The sequence below is a fragment of the Mesorhizobium sp. W050 genome (genome assembly GCF_054719535.1).
This window is the reverse complement of sequence record NZ_JBTTIH010000001.1, coordinates 2,439,602-2,458,064: the sequence shown is the minus strand read 5'-3', so window position 1 is coordinate 2,458,064 and position 18,463 is coordinate 2,439,602. Positions and strand designations below refer to the sequence as shown.

21 protein-coding genes are annotated in these 18,463 nt (G+C 62.3%); 15 read left to right on the top strand and 6 right to left on the bottom strand.

What is annotated here, in order from left to right; genetic code table 11:
• The first annotated feature begins 179 nt into the window (after positions 1–179).
• Together clpS and clpA are read left to right on the top strand one after the other, a co-directional pair.
• Positions 180–506: an ATP-dependent Clp protease adapter ClpS gene (gene clpS / locus ACYG9Y_RS11855; protein WP_023671012.1), complete on the top strand. Its 327-nt coding sequence runs from the start codon at positions 180–182 to the stop codon at positions 504–506.
• A 6-nt stretch (positions 507–512) separates the two neighbouring features.
• Positions 513–3,002, top strand: coding sequence for an ATP-dependent Clp protease ATP-binding subunit ClpA (clpA, locus tag ACYG9Y_RS11850; protein WP_023684681.1), 2,490 nt, complete (start codon positions 513–515; stop codon positions 3,000–3,002).
• A gap of 99 nt (positions 3,003–3,101) precedes the next feature.
• On the opposite strand, the gene ACYG9Y_RS11845 is transcribed toward clpA, so the two are convergent.
• The 5 genes from ACYG9Y_RS11845 to ACYG9Y_RS11825 all read right to left on the bottom strand — a co-directional run bounded on the left by ACYG9Y_RS11845 (position 3,102) and on the right by ACYG9Y_RS11825 (position 7,320).
• Positions 3,102–4,199: a phosphatase PAP2 family protein gene (locus ACYG9Y_RS11845; RefSeq protein WP_245260414.1), complete on the bottom strand. Its 1,098-nt coding sequence runs from the start codon at positions 4,197–4,199 to the stop codon at positions 3,102–3,104.
• A 118-nt stretch (positions 4,200–4,317) separates the two neighbouring features.
• Complete coding sequence (locus ACYG9Y_RS11840; RefSeq protein WP_023684683.1) at positions 4,318–4,746, bottom strand: HIT family protein; 429 nt, start codon at positions 4,744–4,746, stop codon at positions 4,318–4,320.
• A gap of 96 nt (positions 4,747–4,842) precedes the next feature.
• Positions 4,843–6,057 carry a GNAT family N-acetyltransferase gene (locus ACYG9Y_RS11835; protein ID WP_023738708.1) on the bottom strand — a complete coding sequence of 405 codons (1,215 nt, stop codon included), beginning with the start codon at positions 6,055–6,057 and terminating at the stop codon, positions 4,843–4,845.
• A gap of 55 nt (positions 6,058–6,112) precedes the next feature.
• A complete protein-coding gene (locus ACYG9Y_RS11830; protein WP_023738709.1) occupies positions 6,113–6,841 on the bottom strand; it encodes a glycerophosphodiester phosphodiesterase in 729 nt (242 codons plus the stop codon).
• A gap of 14 nt (positions 6,842–6,855) precedes the next feature.
• Entirely contained in the window at positions 6,856–7,320 is a 465-nt protein-coding gene (locus tag ACYG9Y_RS11825; RefSeq protein WP_023693441.1) for a RidA family protein, read from the bottom strand.
• A gap of 139 nt (positions 7,321–7,459) precedes the next feature.
• Between ACYG9Y_RS11825 and ACYG9Y_RS11820 the strand changes: the two genes are divergently transcribed.
• The 6 genes from ACYG9Y_RS11820 (at position 7,460) to tsf (ending at position 11,215) form a co-directional block, all read left to right on the top strand.
• Positions 7,460–8,290 carry a cell envelope integrity EipB family protein gene (locus tag ACYG9Y_RS11820; RefSeq protein ID WP_023724373.1) on the top strand — a complete coding sequence of 277 codons (831 nt, stop codon included), beginning with the start codon at positions 7,460–7,462 and terminating at the stop codon, positions 8,288–8,290.
• A gap of 44 nt (positions 8,291–8,334) precedes the next feature.
• Entirely contained in the window at positions 8,335–8,613 is a 279-nt protein-coding gene (locus ACYG9Y_RS11815) for a DUF4031 domain-containing protein (protein ID WP_023671020.1), read from the top strand.
• Positions 8,614–8,681: 68 nt separating this feature from the next.
• A complete protein-coding gene (locus tag ACYG9Y_RS11810; protein ID WP_280790901.1) occupies positions 8,682–9,014 on the top strand; it encodes a LysE family translocator in 333 nt (110 codons plus the stop codon).
• The gene (locus tag ACYG9Y_RS11805) at positions 8,960–9,220 is read left to right on the top strand and encodes a LysE family transporter (RefSeq protein WP_280790902.1); all 261 of its coding nucleotides are present in this window, start codon (positions 8,960–8,962) and stop codon (positions 9,218–9,220) included. Before ACYG9Y_RS11810 ends, ACYG9Y_RS11805 begins: the two co-directional genes overlap by 55 nt.
• Positions 9,221–9,397: 177 nt before the next feature.
• Complete coding sequence (gene rpsB / locus ACYG9Y_RS11800; RefSeq protein WP_023671022.1) at positions 9,398–10,186, top strand: 30S ribosomal protein S2; 789 nt, start codon at positions 9,398–9,400, stop codon at positions 10,184–10,186.
• Between the two features lie 108 nt (positions 10,187–10,294).
• A complete protein-coding gene (tsf, locus tag ACYG9Y_RS11795; protein WP_023684688.1) occupies positions 10,295–11,215 on the top strand; it encodes a translation elongation factor Ts in 921 nt (306 codons plus the stop codon).
• A gap of 33 nt (positions 11,216–11,248) precedes the next feature.
• Here the strand turns inward: tsf and ACYG9Y_RS11790 are convergent, their stop codons facing one another.
• Positions 11,249–12,175 carry a LysR family transcriptional regulator gene (locus ACYG9Y_RS11790; RefSeq protein ID WP_023671024.1) on the bottom strand — a complete coding sequence of 309 codons (927 nt, stop codon included), beginning with the start codon at positions 12,173–12,175 and terminating at the stop codon, positions 11,249–11,251.
• Between the two features lie 99 nt (positions 12,176–12,274).
• Here ACYG9Y_RS11790 and ACYG9Y_RS11785 point away from each other — a divergent pair, with 99 nt between their 5' ends.
• The 7 genes from ACYG9Y_RS11785 to rseP all read left to right on the top strand — a co-directional run bounded on the left by ACYG9Y_RS11785 (position 12,275) and on the right by rseP (position 18,301).
• A complete protein-coding gene (locus ACYG9Y_RS11785; RefSeq protein ID WP_023671025.1) occupies positions 12,275–12,802 on the top strand; it encodes a nuclear transport factor 2 family protein in 528 nt (175 codons plus the stop codon).
• A gap of 34 nt (positions 12,803–12,836) precedes the next feature.
• On the top strand, positions 12,837–13,946 hold the full coding sequence (locus ACYG9Y_RS11780; protein ID WP_023738710.1) for an aldo/keto reductase: 1,110 nt from the start codon (positions 12,837–12,839) through the stop codon (positions 13,944–13,946).
• A gap of 151 nt (positions 13,947–14,097) precedes the next feature.
• Positions 14,098–14,820 carry a UMP kinase gene (gene pyrH / locus ACYG9Y_RS11775; protein ID WP_023671026.1) on the top strand — a complete coding sequence of 241 codons (723 nt, stop codon included), beginning with the start codon at positions 14,098–14,100 and terminating at the stop codon, positions 14,818–14,820.
• A gap of 99 nt (positions 14,821–14,919) precedes the next feature.
• Entirely contained in the window at positions 14,920–15,474 is a 555-nt protein-coding gene (gene frr, locus ACYG9Y_RS11770; RefSeq protein ID WP_023671027.1) for a ribosome recycling factor, read from the top strand.
• Between the two features lie 31 nt (positions 15,475–15,505).
• Positions 15,506–16,228: an isoprenyl transferase gene (locus ACYG9Y_RS11765; RefSeq protein ID WP_023748403.1), complete on the top strand. Its 723-nt coding sequence runs from the start codon at positions 15,506–15,508 to the stop codon at positions 16,226–16,228.
• Positions 16,229–16,239: 11 nt separating this feature from the next.
• Positions 16,240–17,055 (top strand): phosphatidate cytidylyltransferase, encoded by an 816-nt coding sequence (locus tag ACYG9Y_RS11760; protein WP_023738711.1) that lies wholly within the window; start codon positions 16,240–16,242, stop codon positions 17,053–17,055.
• A gap of 103 nt (positions 17,056–17,158) precedes the next feature.
• Positions 17,159–18,301, top strand: coding sequence for an RIP metalloprotease RseP (gene rseP / locus ACYG9Y_RS11755; protein WP_023738712.1), 1,143 nt, complete (start codon positions 17,159–17,161; stop codon positions 18,299–18,301).
• The last annotated feature ends 162 nt before the right edge of the window (positions 18,302–18,463 follow it).

The following is an 18,463-nucleotide window of genomic DNA, read 5'->3' as shown; positions in this document are numbered from 1 at the left end:
GCTTTGGCGGTTCACGATTTTGAAAATCGCCTCGGTTTGCCCACCTAGCCATATTGTCAGCTAACAAGAAGGGCTTAAAATCGTCCATCGAACACCTACATATCGAACTCGCCATGGGGATTCGAAAGAGGCAGGATTACGTGACTTCAGGTTTGACTGCCACGACAAGCGTGGTGCGGATGCAAAGTGACGGCGACGGCAATGAGGCCGGTCGCGGCACAGCCGTCATTACGCGCACCAAGACCAAGACCAAGAAGCCCAGCCTTTACAGGGTCCTCATCCTCAACGACGACTATACGCCCATGGAGTTCGTGGTTCACGTCCTGGAGCGTTTTTTTCAAAAGGACCGCGAAGCCGCCACACGCATCATGCTTCATGTTCACAATCATGGGGTGGGCGAGTGCGGGGTCTATACATTCGAGGTGGCCGAGACCAAAGTGTCTCAGGTCATGGATTTCGCCCGACAGAATCAGCATCCGCTGCAATGCGTGATGGAGAAGAAGTGAGGTAACATGCCGGCTTTCTCCCAAGGCCTGGAAAAGGCGCTTCACCAGGCGCTGACGCTCGCCAATGAGCGGCACCATGAATATGCAACCCTAGAACATCTGCTGCTCGCCCTCATCGACGACACCGAGGCGGCCGCCGTTATGCGCGCCTGCAACGTCGATCTCGACGAGCTGAAGCACACCGTTCTGACCTATATCGACACCGAACTCGACAATCTGGTCACCGGTTACGATGAGGATTCCAAGCCGACCGCCGGCTTCCAGCGCGTCATCCAGCGCGCCGTGATCCATGTGCAGTCATCCGGCCGCGAGGAAGTGTCCGGCGCCAACGTGCTCGTCGCCATCTTTGCCGAGCGCGAGAGCCATGCCGCTTATTTCCTGCAGGAACAGCAGATGACCCGCTACGACGCGGTCAACTACATCTCGCACGGCATCGCCAAGCGCCCCGGCGCATCGGAGACGCGCTCGCCGCGCGGCGCCGATGACGAGCAGGGCGGCCAGAACGGCGCCGAGCCGCAGGAGGAAGGCGGCAAGAAGAAGCAGCAGCAGGATGCGCTGACTGCCTATTGCGTCAACCTCAACAACAAAGCCAAGGCCGGCAAGATCGATCCGCTGATCGGCCGCGAGAGCGAAATCAACCGCACCATCCAGGTGCTGTGCCGCCGCTCCAAGAACAACCCGCTCTATGTCGGCGATCCCGGCGTCGGCAAGACGGCGATTGCCGAAGGTCTGGCCAAGCGCATCGTCGAAGGCGATGTGCCCGAAGTGCTGCAGGACGCCACCATTTTCGCGCTCGACATGGGCACGCTTCTGGCCGGCACGCGCTACCGTGGCGATTTCGAAGAGCGGCTGAAGCAGGTCGTCAAGGAGCTCGAGGATTATCCGGGCGCCGTGCTGTTCATCGACGAGATCCACACCGTCATCGGCGCCGGTGCGACGTCCGGCGGCGCGATGGATGCGTCGAACCTGTTGAAGCCGGCGCTGTCTTCGGGTGCCATCCGCTGCATCGGCTCGACCACTTACAAGGAGTTCCGCCAGTTCTTCGAGAAGGACCGCGCTCTGGTGCGGCGCTTCCAGAAGATCGACGTCAACGAGCCGACCATCGAGGACGCCATCGAGATCATGAAGGGCCTCAAGCCCTATTATGAGGAATTCCACAAGGTGAAGTTCACCAACGAGGCGATCAAGGCTTCGGTGGAACTGTCGGCCCGCTACATCAACGACCGCAAGCTGCCGGACAAGGCGATCGACGTGATCGACGAGACCGGCGCCTCGCAGATGCTGGTGCCGGAAGCCAAGCGCAAGAAGACGATCGGCATCAAGGAGATCGAAGCCACGATCGCCACGATGGCCCGCATCCCGCCGAAGACGGTTTCGGCCGACGACGAGAAGGTGCTGCAAGGCCTCGACATCGAGCTGAAGCGCGTCGTCTATGGCCAGGACACCGCCATCACCGCGCTGACCTCGGCGATCAAGCTGGCGCGTGCCGGCCTGCGCGAACCGGAAAAGCCGATCGGCTCCTACCTGTTCTCAGGCCCGACCGGCGTCGGCAAGACCGAAGTCGCCAAGCAGTTGGCTGCCTCGCTCGGCGTCGAGCTGATCCGCTTCGACATGTCGGAATATATGGAACGCCACACCGTCTCGCGGTTGATCGGCGCGCCTCCCGGCTATGTCGGCTTCGACCAGGGCGGCTTGTTGACCGACGGGGTCGACCAGCATCCGCACTGCGTGCTCTTGCTGGATGAAGTCGAGAAGGCGCATCCGGACCTGTTCAACATCCTGTTGCAGGTCATGGACCACGGCAAGCTGACCGACCACAACGGCAAGCAGATCGACTTCCGCAATGTCATCCTTATCATGACCACCAATGCAGGCGCATCCGATGCGCAGCGCGCGGCGATCGGTTTCGGATCGACCAAGCGCGAAGGCGACGATGTCGAGGCCATCAACCGGTTGTTCACGCCGGAGTTCCGCAACCGTCTCGATGCGATCATCCCGTTCGGTTCGCTGCCGGTGCCGGTCATCCATCAGGTGGTGCAGAAGTTCGTCATGCAGCTCGAGGCCCAGCTCTCCGAGCGGGGCGTCACCTTCGACCTGTCGTCCGACGCGATCGCCTGGCTGGCCGACAAGGGCTATGATGAGCGCATGGGTGCGCGGCCGCTCGGCCGGGTCATCCAGGAGCACATCAAGAAGCCGTTGGCCGACGAGGTGCTGTTCGGCAAGCTCAAGAAGGGCGGCACGGTGCGCGTCACCGTCGAGAAGAAGGAAACCGGCGAAACCGGCCTGAAGCTCGAATCACTGGCCGACGAAGCCCCGGTGCAGCCGAAGCAGGAGCCGGAAGAGACGCCGAAAGCCCGCAAGGCGGTGGCCAAGAAGCCCGTCGCCAAGAAGGCGGTGGCGCAGAAGCCTCAGCCCAAGGGCAAGGACGAGCCTGAGCCCAAGGGCAAGGATGGCGGCAAGCGCAGCCTGGTGCCGCAACTGCCGCGCAAGAGCTGAAAGGTTCGCCTATGAAGGGCCCGGTGACGGGCCCTTTTTTCATTGGCTGGCCGGTTTGCCGACACAGCGCCCCTGCTTTTCAGGGCAGATGTTGTTAGGTCAGGCGGCGACGCCCTCGGGTGCAAACTTGCCCAGGAAGTACCCGCACGCCTTCCAGATGGCGATCGAAATCAGAACGCTCGCATAGCCATCCACGGCATAATGCCAGCCAAGGACGACCGAGCCGACCATGATGATTGCGGCGAATGCCCACATCAAAAGGCCGGCCAACCGTGAGCGGCGTGTTGCATAAAGCGCGAAAAGCACCGCCATCGCTACATGCATGGACGGGAAGGCGGATATGCCGAGACTGCCTGGCGTCGCCCCGATATAGCCGCTCCACACAATGTCCTGCGTGCTGAGCGCCCAGATCGGATAGATGCGATCGGCGGCGGCGAGTGCTTGCATCAGGGAATGATAGTCGCTGCCCAGCCCCAGTCGCTCGTAAAAGCACGGCCCTGCCGAAGACAGGCCCATCGCCAGGAAAAAACCCGCCAGTATCCACACGAGCATGAAGCTCATCAGGAACTGGTGACGCAGCTTCGTGTCCCTGCGCGTGATGCAAGCGATGAAGACCGAGGCGATAAGGACGACGAACCAGGAATTGTAAGCCAGGTTGAACGATCTTACGGCGAGCGGCGACTGGACGATAAACCATAGCCATTCATGGGGCGCTCGGCCGAAATGCAGCACCCGGTCGGCCTGAGCCAATGCGTGATCCCATGCGAATGGCGAAAGGATCGCGACCGCGCCTTTCAACACACCGAAAGCGGATATGAGCGCAATGCACGCGGCCAGACCATTCAGGCTGTTGGCGTTGCGCTCGGCGTCGCCGAAGACGCCGCCGATCGATCGCAGGAAAGTGCCGAGCGGCTCAGGATCCCGCTTGATGAGTGCAAGGTGAAAAAAGCTGCCGAGTGCGAAGGCGCAGCCACCGATCCAGAAAGCGAAAAGAAGGTATTGGGAATAGTCTTCCAGCACGCCGAAATCCGGCATGTTTCCGGTGCGCAGGCCGACCGCGGCTGCCAAAAGCAGGGCAGCGATGGCCATCGCGTGCAGCAGGCGGTGTCGCCGGTACGCGTCCGCCAAGGTGCGCAGAAAGGCCCGCCCGGCAGCTGCTTTTACCAACGGCTCTGATGTCGCAACCGAATGTTCCACGATTTTGAAAACCCAAACGCATCCCGGTACGGAGCACGTTATCACGGCGTGGTTTGATATTTTCCTAACCGACGTGGTGGATTGTGGCTGAGCGCATCGCCCTGAGGCGCGCGCCACCTCAACCGTTCAGCGCTGCTCGGATCTTCGCCGCGTTCTCCGTCAGCACTTCGGGCTTCTCCATCTGCCCCGTATGCGGCTTGAGCGCGATGCCTTCGAACCGCGGGATGACATGGACATGTAGGTGGTAGACGGTCTGGCCGGACGCCGGTTCGTTGAACTGCAGGATGGTGACCCCGTCAGCGCCGAAAGCCTTTTTGACCGCCAGCGCGACCGTTTGGACCGTGGTGAACAGCCGGCCGAGCGTCGCGGGATCGGCATCGAGCAGATTGCGCGACGGTGCTTTGGGCACCACCAGCGTGTGACCGGGGCCTTGCGGCATCACATCCATGAAGGCGACCACGGCATCATCCTCGTAGATGCGGTGCGAGGGGATTTCGCCGCGCAGGATCTTTGCGAAGATATTGCTGGGGTCGTAGGCCTCGGTCATGGCGGCGCTCCGGGAGTATGCTCCCGGTGTAGCGAAGCTGTCCCGGACCGGCAAGATGGTCAGGTAAGATGGTCAGGCGAGGGCAGGCGCGGATCGCTATTCCTCAAGATCCTTGCGGAACGGCGTATGCTCTTCCAGAATTTCGCCCATCCGCTCGACCTCGCGCCGCTCACGCCGGAGATAATCGGCCACAGCATTGCGCAGGCCGGCATGTGCGATGTAGTGCGCCGAATGCATGGTCACGGGACGATAGCCGCGCGCCAGTTTGTGCTCACCCTGCGCGCCGGCCTCGATCACCTTCAGCTTGCGCTCGATGGCGAAGTCGATGGCCTGATGGTAGCAGACTTCGAAATGCAGGAACGGGTGGTCCTCGATGCAGCCCCAATTGCGGCCGTAGAGCGCATCGGAGCCGATGAAGTTGATGGCGCCGGCGACATAGCGGCCATTGCGCTTGGCCATGACCAACAGGATGTCCTGGGACATGCGCTCCCCGATCAGCGAGAAGAACTTGCGGTTGAGATAGGGCCGGCCCCATTTGCGGCTGCCGGTATCCATGTAGAAGGCGAAGAAATCGTCCCAGGCCTTTTCGGTCAGGTCCTTGCCGGTGAGCCGGTCGATCGAGATATTGTTGGCGAGCGCCTCGCGGCGCTCCTTCTTCATCGCCTTGCGCTTGCGCGATGCCAGCGTGGCGAGAAAGTCGTCATAGGTCGAAAAGCCTTCGTTGAAGAAATGGAACTGCTGGTCGGTGCGGTGCAGGAAGCCGGCTGCTTCCAGCGTTGCAACGTCGCTTTCATTGGCGAAGGTGACATGCGCGGAGGACACGCCGAGCTTTTCCGTCACCGCCTTCAGGCCCGCTGCGAGACCGGCCTTCACAATGGCGCTGTCCTCGCCCTTGCTGACCAGCAGGCGAGGGCCGGTGACCGGAGAGAACGGCACGGCGCATTGCAGTTTCGGATAGTAGTTGCCGCCGGCGCGTTCGAACGCATCGGACCAGCCGTGGTCGAAGACATATTCGCCCTGGCTGTGCGATTTGAGATAGCAGGGCACGGCGCCCAGCAATCTGCCTTGGGCATTTTCCAGTCTGAGATGATGACCTTGCCAGCCGGTACGCCGCACGGCGCAGCCGGAATCTTCAAGCGCGCTCAGAAAAGCATATGAAACGAGAGGGTTATAGCCATTTTCTGTGTCGCTGCGGGTTGTGCCGGTAAAGCCGTTCCACTCGTCGCAGGTGAAGGCATTGATGCCGGCGGCGACGCGGATGGAAAACTCCGCATTCGCCGTTTGCCCGTCGCCTTCATCACCCTGATCCATGGGGCTTATTTAAGCTCTGTCGGGGCCGCTACAAGTCACGTTTCAGGCACTTCCATCAGGCGACATTGACCAGATCGGGTTCGAACCCTTCGAACGTCATCTGGTCGGCGTATTTGAAAGTGAGATCCACCGCCGGCTGGTCATGCACCGTCCAGGTGATGACAGGCATTTTAAGCCTTTCGCGCACGAAGCTGACGAACGGGTTCGGCAGATCGCCCGCGGCATAGGAGGTGAAGGCGAGGTCATGCGCCAGCATGGCGAAATGCGCCTCGATCAACTGGTTGTCCTTGCCATAGGCCGTGAGCCCGCCCGGAATTCCTGGCGCATCCCTGGGGAAATCGCGGACCAGCCAGTGGTCGAACGACATGATCGCCGCCTTGGCCTTGTAGCGCTCCAGCATCTTGCCGACGCTTGCCACCAAGCCCTCGTCGTAACCGGGCACACCCTTCAGTTCGACAACCATCGGCACACGGCCGTCGACCAAGTCGAGCGCTTCTTGCAGTGTCGGCACATGGTCCTTGGTGCCGCCGATCCTGAGCGCCGCCAGTTCCGCTGCCGTGCGCTGCCAGACGAAGCCGTCCTGGCCGGTCAACCGCCTGAGATCGCCGTCATGAATGATGACGGGGACGCGGTCGGACGACAAATGCACGTCGCATTCGATCGCATAGCCGCGCTCGGCGGCAGCAGCGAAGGCCGACAGCGTGTTTTCCCAGCGCGTCTTGTTCATGTCGTGAAAGCCGCGATGCGCCACCGGGCGGGCGGTCAGCCAGGAAAGGTCGGTCATTGTCTTGGTCCTGCTCATGCGACCTCGAAGACGGCTTCGATTTCCACTGCGGCATTAAGCGGCAGACAGGCGGTGCCGACGGCGGAGCGGGCATGCTTGCCGCGCTCGCCAAGGGCTGCGACCAGGAAATCGGAGGCGCCGTTGGCGACCAGATGCTGCTCGACGAAATCCGGCACTGATGCAACAAAGACGGTGATCTTGACCAGCCGCTGGATTTTTTCGAGATCGCCAAGTGCTGCTTTTGCCTGCGCCAAGATGTTGATTGCACAGTACTTTGCGCCTTCCTTGCCGGTTGCGGTATCGACGTCGCGGCCGAGCAGGCCGCTTGCCTGCAGCTTGCCGTCCTTGAGCGGCAACTGCCCGGCGGTGAACAAAAGATTGCCGGACCTGCAATAGGGCACATAGTTCGCGGCGGGCGCTGCGGCGGCAGGTATCGTCACGCCGAGATCGCTTAGCCGCTTTTCGATTGTTTCACTCATGGTATTTCCCTATTGCTTGGAGACGCCGCGCTGGCCGAGCCGAAATTGCTATTTTTGCCTCCGCTTCCGCCACGACTTTTTTTAAGCTGGACCATCTTTACCTGCGGCCTGCCATCAGCTGCGACGATCGGAGCCCCTTATGCGCGCAACGCGCCTTGCCTTCCACGCCGTTCTCTTTCCGGTGCTGTTCTCGATGGCTCCAGCCTTTGCCGTGCCGGCGCTGCAGGCGCATCGCGCCGTCTACGATCTTACCCTCGACAAGGCGTCGGACCGCTCGGGTATCACCGGCATTTCCGGCCGCATGGTCTATGAGTTCAACGGCTCGCCCTGCGAGGGCTATACGGTAAAATTCCGTTTCGTCACCCAGATCGCCACCGGCGACAACACCAGGCTGACCGACCAGCAGACGACCACGTTCGAGGACGCCGAAGGCAAGACCTTCTCGTTCGTGACCAAATCCTTCGTCGACCAGAACCTCGACAAGGAGGTCAAGGGCACCGCCACGAAAGAGACCAAGGGCCTCAAAGTCGACATTGACAAGCCCGAGAAGAACAGCCTGGAACTTGCCACCACCCAGTTCCCGACCCAGCATCTGGTCGAACTGATCGGCAAGGCCGAGAAGGGCGAGAATTTCTACGAAACCAGCCTGTTCGACGGTTCGGAGGATGCCAACAAGGTGATGACCACCACCGTCATCGTCGGCAAGAAGGCCGAGGGCGACAAGGCCGACCCCGAAGCGCCGGCGCTGGCCAAGCTTGCCGGCGACAAATACTGGCCGGTCGACATCGCCTATTTCGACGAGACCGACAAATCGGGCGAAGAGGTGCCGGAATACCGCATCAGCTTCAAGCTGCACGAGAACGGCATCACCCGCGACCTCACAATGGACTATGGCGAGTTCTCGATGACCGGAAAGCTGGTCAACCTGTCGCTGTTCGATCAGACCAAGCCTTGCCCCGTCTCGAAATAGCAACAATGCGGCGCTGGCCACGGCAGGCTTGATGGCAGTTCCCGATGGCGGTCTATGTCGATGCGGCAATCTGGAAATGGGCCGGCCATCGCTGGTGCCACCTGATGGCCGACGATACGGACGAACTGCATCGTTTCGCCGCCGAACTTGGCGTCAAGCGTTCGTCCTACCAAGGGCCGCCCAGGACATCGGCGCCGCACTATGACATAACCGGCTTCGAGCGCGACCGGGCGGTGCGGCTCGGCGCCATCGAATGCAGCCGCGAGGAGATCGTTGCGATCTTCAGGCGCGTACGGGTACCCAACGGAAAGGGCCGGTCGTGACGCTAACGGCATTCCTGGCTTATTGCCTTGCCATCACACTTGCCGCCGCCACGCCGGGACGACCGGCGATGTTCACGGTGATCACCAACGGCGTGGCACGCGGCTTCCTGCGTGCGTTCGTCGCCGGAATGGGCATTGCCGCCGGTGATGCCGTGCTGGTCACCTTGGCACTGCTCGGGCTGGTGGCGCTGGCCCAGACCTTCGAATGGGTGTTTCTCCTGTTGAAATACGCCGGTGCGGCCTACCTGATTTTCCTCGGCATCAAGATGTGGCGGGCCGCGGCCGCGCAATCGGCCGCGCAAGGAATCCCCCAAACCGGATTGTCGCGTTCCTGCTTGGCGCCTCCGTGGCGCTCGGCAACCCGAAGGCGATCCTGTTCCACGCCTCGATCATGCCGCTGATCCTCAACCTCGACACCATGACGTTTGCCGACGGCCTGCTGGTGGTGGCAGTCGTCGTCGGCGCCAATATTCTCACCATGGGCATCTACGCCGCGCTGGCGGGCAGGGCATCCGGCTGGTTCAGGACGCCCGGACGCATGCGGCTGATGAACCGGTTCGCCGGCAGCGCCATGATCGGGACCGGAGCGCTGATTGCCGCGCGCTGAGCGATGAAGCACCTCACCGCTTGCGTTTGCAGCGCTTCCCCTCTATATGCGCGCTCATTCCACACACGGACTTTGGTGTCTGCCCGGGAGAAATCCGGCTGAAACCTCCGGTGGCGTTCGAGGACAAAGTCCAAAAATGCCTGTGTCCGTGGAGGCTAACCGGAAAAGGAACTAAGAATGGCACTGCCTGATTTCAGCATGCGCCAGCTTTTGGAAGCTGGCATTCACTTCGGCCACCAGACCCACCGCTGGAACCCGAAGATGGCGCCTTACATCTACGGCGCCCGCAACAACATCCACATCATCGACCTGTCGCAGACGGTGCCTTTGCTGCACCAGGCTCTGAAGCAGGTTTCCGACACCGTTGCCAAGGGCGGTCGCGTGCTGTTCGTCGGCACCAAGCGCCAGGCTTCGGATATCGTCGCTGACGCGGCGCAGCGTTCGGCCCAGTATTATGTCAATTCGCGTTGGCTCGGCGGCATGCTGACCAACTGGAAGACGATCTCGAATTCGATCCAGCGCCTGCGCAAGCTCGACGAGATGCTGGCCGGTGAGGCCCAGGGCCTGACCAAGAAGGAACGCCTGAACCTCGACCGCGAGCGCGAGAAGCTCGACAAGGCGCTCGGCGGTATCAAGGACATGGGCTCGACCCCCGACCTGATGTTCGTCATCGACACCAACAAGGAAGCGATCGCCATTCTCGAGGCCAAGCGCCTCGGCATTCCGGTCGTTGCCATCATCGATTCGAACTGCGATCCGGACAAGATCGACTTCCCGATCCCCGGTAATGACGACGCGGCGCGCGCCATCCAGCTCTATTGCGACCTGATCGCCAAGGCTGCCATCGACGGCATCGCCCGCCAGCAGGGCGCGCTCGGCGTCGACATCGGCGCCTCGGTCGAAGCTCCGGTCGAACCGGCGCTTGATCCGGCTCCGGCCCCGGCTGCGGACGCTCCGGAAGCTTGACAATCGAAGGTCGGTTGCGGCCTTCATCATTCTCATATTTGGCACGCTAGACGGACGCATCACCGAGTACCGGTGGTGCGTCGGTGCATTTAAAACAAAGAGGCGACAATGAGCATTTCGGCTGCACAGGTCAAAGAACTCCGCGACTTGACCGGCGCGGGCATGATGGACTGCAAGGCGGCGTTGACCGAGACCAACGGCAACATCGAAGAGGCCGTCGACTGGCTGCGCAAGAAGGGCATTTCCAAGGCCGACAAGAAGGCTGGCCGTACTGCCGCCGAAGGCCTGATCGGCGTCGACTCCGGCGTCCGCGAGGCCGCCATCGTCGAGGTTAACTCCGAGACCGATTTCGTGGCCCGCAACGAGCAGTTCCAGGAGATCGTTCGCAATGTCGCCAAGGTCGCGCTTGCTTATGGCACGACGGAGGCTGTCTCTGCCGCAAAGTATCCTGGTTCGGACAAGTCGGTCACTGACACCATCAAGGACGCCGTTGGCACCATTGGCGAGAACATGAGCTTCCGCCGTTCGGCCAAGCTCACCGTCCCGCACGGTGCTGTCGCAACCTACGTGCACAATGCGGTTGCCGATGGTCTTGGCAAGCTCGGCGTTCTGGTCGCGATCGAGACCACGGGCAATGAGCATGCCGCCAACGCCTTTGGCCGCCAGGTCGCCATGCATGTCGCCGCCACCAACCCGCTGGCTTTGACCGCCGAGCAGATCGATCCGGCAGCGGTCGAGCGCGAGAAGGCGATCTTCGCCGACCAGGCGCGCCAGTCCGGCAAGCCGGAAGCGATCATCGAAAAGATGGTCGAAGGCCGCCTGCGCAAGTTCTACGAGGAAGTCGTGCTCCTCAAGCAGGCCTTCGTGCTCAATCCCGACATCACTGTCGAGCAGGCGCTGAAGGATGCCGAGAAGGACATCGGCGCTCCGGCCAAGATCTCCGCCTATCTGCGCTTTGCGCTGGGCGAAGGCATCGAAAAGGAAGAGACCGATTTCGCGGCGGAAGTCGCGGCGGCGGTGAAGAAGTAGTTTTAAAAATAGCCCCGAAAAGGGCTTCTCAGCTCAGGCAACTCGGCCGGGCGTCCGCAAGGATGCTCGGCCAATTTCTTGTGCGGTGTCGATGAAGGCCCTGAGCTTTGGCGCCATCGACGCCCTGCGCGGGAAGTAGAGGAAGAGGCCGGGCTCCTCGATCGCCGTTTGCGGCAGGATCTGAACGAGGCGGCCGGCGGCCAATTCCGCGCGCACCAGCGGCTCGAACACATAGGTCAGCCCGACGCCGGCAAGCGCAAGGTCGATCGCGGCCAGCGAATCGGTGACGATGACCGTACCCTTCGTCTCGGCCACGACATCCTTGCCGTCCTCAGTCAGGTCCCAGCGATAGAGTGCGCCGGAGCGCACAAGCCGGTAGCCGATGCAATTGTGGTCCGAAAGATCCGCCACACCGCGCGGACGGCCATGCCGGCCGACATAGGCGGGGGAGGCGACGATCACGGCGTTGAATGGCGGCGTCAGCCGGACCGTGACCATGTCCTGTGCGATCATCTCGCCCAGCCGGATGCCGGCATCAAAACCCTCGCCGACAATGTCCACCAGCCCCTGGTCGGTGAGCAATTCGATGGTCACATCAGGATAGCGTTCAGCCATCGCGGCGGCCACGGGAGTGACGGCAAGTGGAACGGCGATGTTGGGAACGTTCAACCTGAGCAAGCCGGAGGGCCGGCCCTTGATGGCTCGGATGCGGTCCATCCGGTCGGCGATATCCTGGAGGGCAGGGGCTGCTGTGTCCACCAGCGCCTTGCCGGCTTCCGTCAGCGAGACGCTGCGCGTGGTGCGCGCAAACAGCGGCTGGCCGATCCGCTCCTCCACGAGGCGCACCGCATGGCTGACGGCGGATGGGGACATGCCCAGTTCGGCCGCAGCTAGCGCAAAGCCGCCGCGTCGGGCAACGGCGACGATGACAGGCAAATGACTGAGCAGATCCCGGTCCATTCATGCATGATATCGCATAGTCCTTGCGAACACTTCAATCTTCTCGATGCCGACAGGCTGACCCATATTGCCATCACCGATGCACAAAGGAGAAGAGAGATGGATGCCTTGAAACACGCTACCTTCGCCGCAGGCCTTGCCCTAGCGCCGGTCGATGCCGGCGGCGCCGAGCCGTCCGGTTGGCGCGCGCTCGCCGACGAACGCGCCGTCATCCGCATCGCCGATGCCATCGACCGTGCCGTCGATGCGCAGGACTGGAAGCTTGCCCGCTCCTATTTCGCCGACCGTGTCACCGTCGACTTCAGCAGCCTGTCAGGACAGCCTGCCGCCACCATCCCCTCCGACAATCTGATCGGTACCTGGGCCGGCAACCTCAGGGGCAGCAAGACCAGCCTGCATCTGCGCACCAATCACCAGGTGATCTTTGAGGCGGACGCGGCGACCGTCTCTTCGAACGGCTATGCCTGGAACCGGATGGAAGGCAATGGCGACCCGCTGTGGGAAGTCTGGGGCACCTACGAGCACCATCTGGTTCGCTCCGGGACCGGCTGGAAAGTCGACGGCTTCGTTTTCCGCGCCACGCATGAGCGCGGCAATCCCTGGGTCAAGATGACGCCTGGCCAGTGAGCCGGCGTCAAGAAATCAGGATAGGAAAAACACCATGACCATGAGCTATTACACACTGGGCAACAGCGGCCTGCGCGTCAGCCGGCTGGCACTGGGCACCATGACCTTTGGCACCGAATGGGGCTGGGGCGCGGACAGGGAAACCGCGCGCGCCATGGCCGACGCCTATGTCGAGGCCGGCGGCAATTTCTTCGACACCGCCGACCTCTACACCGGCGGCACAGCCGAAACCTGGCTCGGCGAATTCATCGCCGAGCGGGGCTTGCGCGACAAAGCGGTGATCGCCACGAAATTCACCTTCAACGCGGAGCCCGGCAATCCGAACGCCGGCGGCAATGGCCGCAAGAACATCTTGCGCGCCGTGGACGCCTCGCTGAAGCGGTTGGGCACTGACTATATCGACCTCTACCTCCTCCATGTCTGGGACGGGCTGACGCCGGCCGAGGAGGTCATGCGCACGACGGATGATCTCGTGCGTGCGGGCAAAATTCGCCATGTCGGCCTGTCCGATGTGCCGGCCTGGTATGCTGCCCGCGCGCAGACGATCGCCGAGTGGCGCGGCTACGAGCCGGTGTCGGCCCTGCAGCTTGAATATTCGCTGGCGGAGCGTTCGATCGAAAATGAGTTCGTGCCCTTCGGCACCCGCCATGGCGCAGGAATCATGGTGTGGAGCCCGCTGGCCAGCGGCCTGCTCAGCGGCAAGTACCGGCCGACGCAGGACGGCCATGTCGGCCGGCTCGACGGCTTTCGCAACACCACTCATCCGGGGTTCCAGAAGTTCACCGAGCGCAACTGGGCGATCGTGGCGGAACTCGAAAAAGTGGCCGCCGAACTCGGACACAGCATGGCGCAGGTCGCGCTCAACTGGGTGGCAACGCAACCGGGCATCGCCACCGTGATTCTTGGCGCCACCAAGCTGGCACAGTTGCAGGACAATCTGGCGGCGTTGGATTTCACTTTACCCGCCGAGCTTCGCGCGCGGCTGGATACGGTCAGCAAGACACCGCCGCCATTCCCGTACGCCTATTTCGGGTCCGACATACAAGCCCGGGTTACCGGCGGCGCCGTGACCGGCGACAAACCGTTGGGTTATGCGCCGCCGCTGCTGGTCGAGGGCGACGCCGTCAGCATCACCAGCAACTGACGGGCCGCGACGGGAAGGCGGAATTGGGCGAGGGGCGCCGCGTGACATCGCGGCGCCCTTCGTGTATCGGAACTCGGCATCGCGCCAGCGGCGGCGCCCGCGCGAGGGCGGCCTGCCCAGGCTGCCACACGCAATCAATGACGAGGTCCAGATGACGGCAAAGCCCCTCTATCGACGTGTCCTGCTGAAAGCCTCGGGCGAAGCGTTGATGGGCGAGCAGCATTTCGGCATCGACGTCTCGGTGGTCGACCGAATCGCCGCCGACATCGCCGAAGCCCGCGCGCTTGGCATCGAGGTCGGCGTCGTCATTGGCGGCGGCAATATCTTTCGCGGCGTGGCGGTGGCATCCAAGGGCGGCGACCGCGTCACCGGCGACCACATGGGCATGCTGGCCACCGTCATCAACTCGCTGGCGCTGCGCACCTCGCTGAACAAGATCGGCGTCGATGCCGTCGTGCTGTCGGCCATCGCCATGCCCGAACTGTGCGAGAGTTTTTCCCAGCGCCAGGCCACCGCCTATATGAACCAGGGCAAGGTCGTCATTTTCGCCGGCGGCACCGGCAATCCGTTCTTCACCACCGATTCGGCCGCGGCCTTGCGCGCCGCCGAGATCGGCGCCGACGCGTTGTTCAAGGGCACCCAGGTCGACGGCGTCTATTCGGCCGATCCCAAGAAGGATCCGAATGCGACCCGCTTCGAGCGCATCAGCCATGCCGAAGTCATCAACAAGGGCTTATCGATCATGGATACCGCCGCAATTGCACTTGCGCGCGAAAACAACATCCCGATAATCGTCTATTCGATCCACGAAAAAGGTGGTTTCGGCGATATTCTGCGGGGCGGCGGCCGTTGCACGATCGTCGCCGACGAATAATCCGGAGTATACTCTCCAAAAAGGGATCAGTTTTCGAAAGAGGGTCCGAATATGGGCCCTAAGCAGTGAACCCGGATCAAACGGGTCGAGGAGACTAAGATGAGTGGTGAGTTCGACGACCTCAAGCGGCGCATGGATGGCGCGATCGCCGCCTTCAAGCACGATTTGGCTTCGCTGCGCACCGGCCGTGCCTCCAGCAATCTGCTCGACGCCATCCAGGTCCAGGCCTACGGCACCACCATGCCCATCAACCAGGTGGCGAACGTGTCGGTGCCCGAGCCGCGCATGATTTCGGTTTCGGTCTGGGATAAGTCGATGGTCGGCGCGGTCGACCGTGCCATCAGAGAATCCAATCTCGGCTTCAATCCGATCGTCGACGGCACCAATCTCAGAATTCCGCTGCCCGAGCTCAACGAGCAGCGCCGCAAGGAACTGGTCAAGATCTCGCATGGCTACGCCGAGAACGCCCGCGTCGCGGTGCGCCATGTCCGTCGCGACGGCATGGACTTCTTGAAGAAGGCCGAAAAGGACGGCGACATCAGCGAGGACGATCAGCGCAAGCGCTCCGATCAGGTCCAGAAGCTGACCGACGAGACGATCAGCACCATCGATCACCTGCTTTCCGATAAGGAAGCTGAAATCATGCAGGTTTAGGGTCGGCCCACACCGGCCCGAAAGCGAGACAATGGCAACGCCCGCGCATGTCGCGATCATCATGGATGGAAACGGACGCTGGGCCAAGGCGCGCGGCATGCCGCGGCTTGCCGGCCATCGCGCCGGCGTCGAAGCGCTGCGCAAGACGGTGCGCGCCGCGCCCGGTCTCGGCATTTCCTTCCTGACCGTCTACGCCTTTTCGTCGGAAAACTGGTCGCGGCCCAAGGCCGAAGTCAGCGACCTGATGGGGCTTTTGAAACTGTTCATCCGCCGCGATCTGGCCGAACTGCACCAGAACGGCGTGCGCGTCAGGATCATCGGTGACAGGGCGGGGCTGCAGCCGGACATCAGGGGCCTGCTGGAAGAGGCCGAATCGCTGACTGCGCGCAATGAATCGCTGACCTTGGTCATCGCCTTCAACTATGGCGGGCGCGACGAGATCGTGCGCACGGCACGCAAGCTCGCAGCCGCAGTGGCGCGCGGCGAGATCGACGCAGAGGCGATCACGGCAGACACTTTTGCCGGCGCCCTCGACACCGCAGGCATTCCCGATCCGGAGCTGGTCATCCGCACCAGTGGCGAGCTTCGGCTGTCGAACTTCCTTCTGTGGCAGGCAGCCTACAGCGAACTGGTTTTTCTGCCTTGCTACTGGCCTGACTTCAGCCGCGAACACCTGGCCGACGCATTGCGCGATTTTGCTGGCCGCGAGCGCCGTTTTGGCGGGCTTGCCGCTCAAGATGTCGCTGCCTCGTGATCGGCGGCGGGATGAACAATCTTCAGCTTCGCATCGTCTCGGCGCTGGTGCTGGCCGCAATAGCGCTTGGCCTGACCTGGTTGGGAGGGCTGTGGTTCCGCCTGCTTTGCGCCGGGATATCGGCGGTCATCTTCTATGAATGGGCGCGCATGTCGCGCCCCTTGGCCGGTGCGACCCTCGGCTTCATTCCCGAAGCGCTGCTTCTGGTTTTCGTCGTCGCCCTGGTTGCAGGCGTGCCGGCATCGTGGCTTCTGTCTCTTGTCCTGGCCATGGTTGTGGTCGCTGCTATCGGCGCCCGTATGCGTGGAGCGGCGCAATGGGATGCAGCCGGTCTTGCCTACGCGGCTTTGTCCGGCTTATCGCTGGCGCTGCTGCGCGGCGGCGACCATCCCGGCCTGGTCGCAATCCTGTTTCTGTTCGCCGTGGTCTGGGCGACCGACATCTTCGCCTATTTCGTCGGCCGCTCCGTCGGTGGGCCCAAGCTCGCGCCATCTATATCCCCCGGCAAGACGCAGAGCGGCGCGCTTGGCGGCGCTGTCGGCGGCGTGGCCGCCGGCGTGCTTCTGGCTGCCGCCGCCGGGGCCGGCAATCTTGGCGTCCTCGCCTTGGTTGCGCTGGTGCTGTCGATTGTTGCCCAGGCTGGCGATCTCTTCGAATCCTGGGTCAAGCGCCGCCACGGCCGCAAGGATTCAAGCGCGTTGATACCCGGGCATGGCGGTGTCATGGACAGGGTGGACGGGCTTGTCGCGGCGGCTTTTGCCCTATACGTGATCGGCTGGATTTCGGCGGGCGCCGATCATCCGGCGCAGGGGCTGTTTCCGGCTTGAGTGATATTTCACGGCGAAGAAATGGCGCACGCCACGGATTCGCCTGGATTGATGTCACAGTCGCGGCGACACCTTTTGCCGCGGGTGAATTTGAGGGCATGACTTGAACGAAATTCTTCACGCGTTTTTCAGCACGGAAGGCTTTGTCCTCGGCACGCTGGTGCCGTTTCTGTTCGTGCTGACCGTGGTCGTCTTCATTCACGAAATGGGCCATTACCTGGTCGGCCGCTGGTGCGGCATTGGCGTGAAGGCCTTTTCGATCGGCTTCGGCCCCGAACTTCTCGGCTTCAACGACAGCCACGGCACGCGCTGGAAGCTCTGCGCCATACCGCTCGGCGGTTATGTCAAATTCGTCGGCGACATGAGCGCCACGTCGAGCCAGCCGAGTTCGGAAGATCTGGAAACGCTGACTGACGCTGAACGCAAGGTCGCCTTCCACACGCAACCCATCTGGAAACGCGCCGCCACGGTGGTGGCCGGACCGTTGTTCAACTTCCTTTTGACCATTGCCGTCTTTGCCGTGCTGTTTTCCCTCTATGGCCGCCCTGTGTTTGAGCCGATGGTGGCGGCGGTCACCGCCGGCAGTCCAGCCGAAAGGGCCGGCATTTTGCCAGGCGACCGATTCGTCGCCGTCGACGGCAGCAAGGTTGAGACCTTCGCCGACGTCCAACGCGTGGTCTCAGGCCGCGGCGGCGACGCCATCACCTTCACCATGTTGCGCGACGGCAAGGAGGTCACCGTCGTCGCGACGCCGGAGCCGATGGAGCAGCTGGACGCGCTGGGCAACAAGGTCAAGGTGGCCGTCATCGGCGTCGTCAACAACAAGGATGTCGGCCAGCCCAGGCTGATCACCTACAGCCCTGTCGGAGCAGTCGGCGCCGCGGTCGAGGAGACGGGGCACGTCATTCAGCGCACCGGCCAGTTCCTGCAGCGATTCGTTGTCGGCCGCGAAGACAAATGCCAGCTGGGCGGCCCCATCAAGATCGCCAAGATGTCGGGGCAGGCGGCAAAGCTGGGCTTCCTATGGCTGGTGCAACTCGTCGCCGGGCTATCGGTCGGGATCGGAATTCTGAACCTTTTGCCGATTCCCCCCCTCGACGGCGGCCATCTCCTGTTCTACGCACTCGAAGCCGTTTTCCGGCGTCCGGTATCGGAGCGGATGATGGAAATGGGATACCGGGCCGGCCTCTTTCTGGTGCTGGGATTTATGGGCTTCGTCTTCTGGAACGATCTGTTTGGGTGCTGAAATCATGAAGAAATTTGGCTTCAGCACCGGCAATGTTGAGACGCCGTTTACCATGCACGGGGGTATGCGTGACGCGAAAGCCACGCATCAGGGTTAAGTAATTACAAATTAACCAGAAGCCTTGCGTGTAGGGAAAATCCGGTTAATACGGTAGGAGAAATT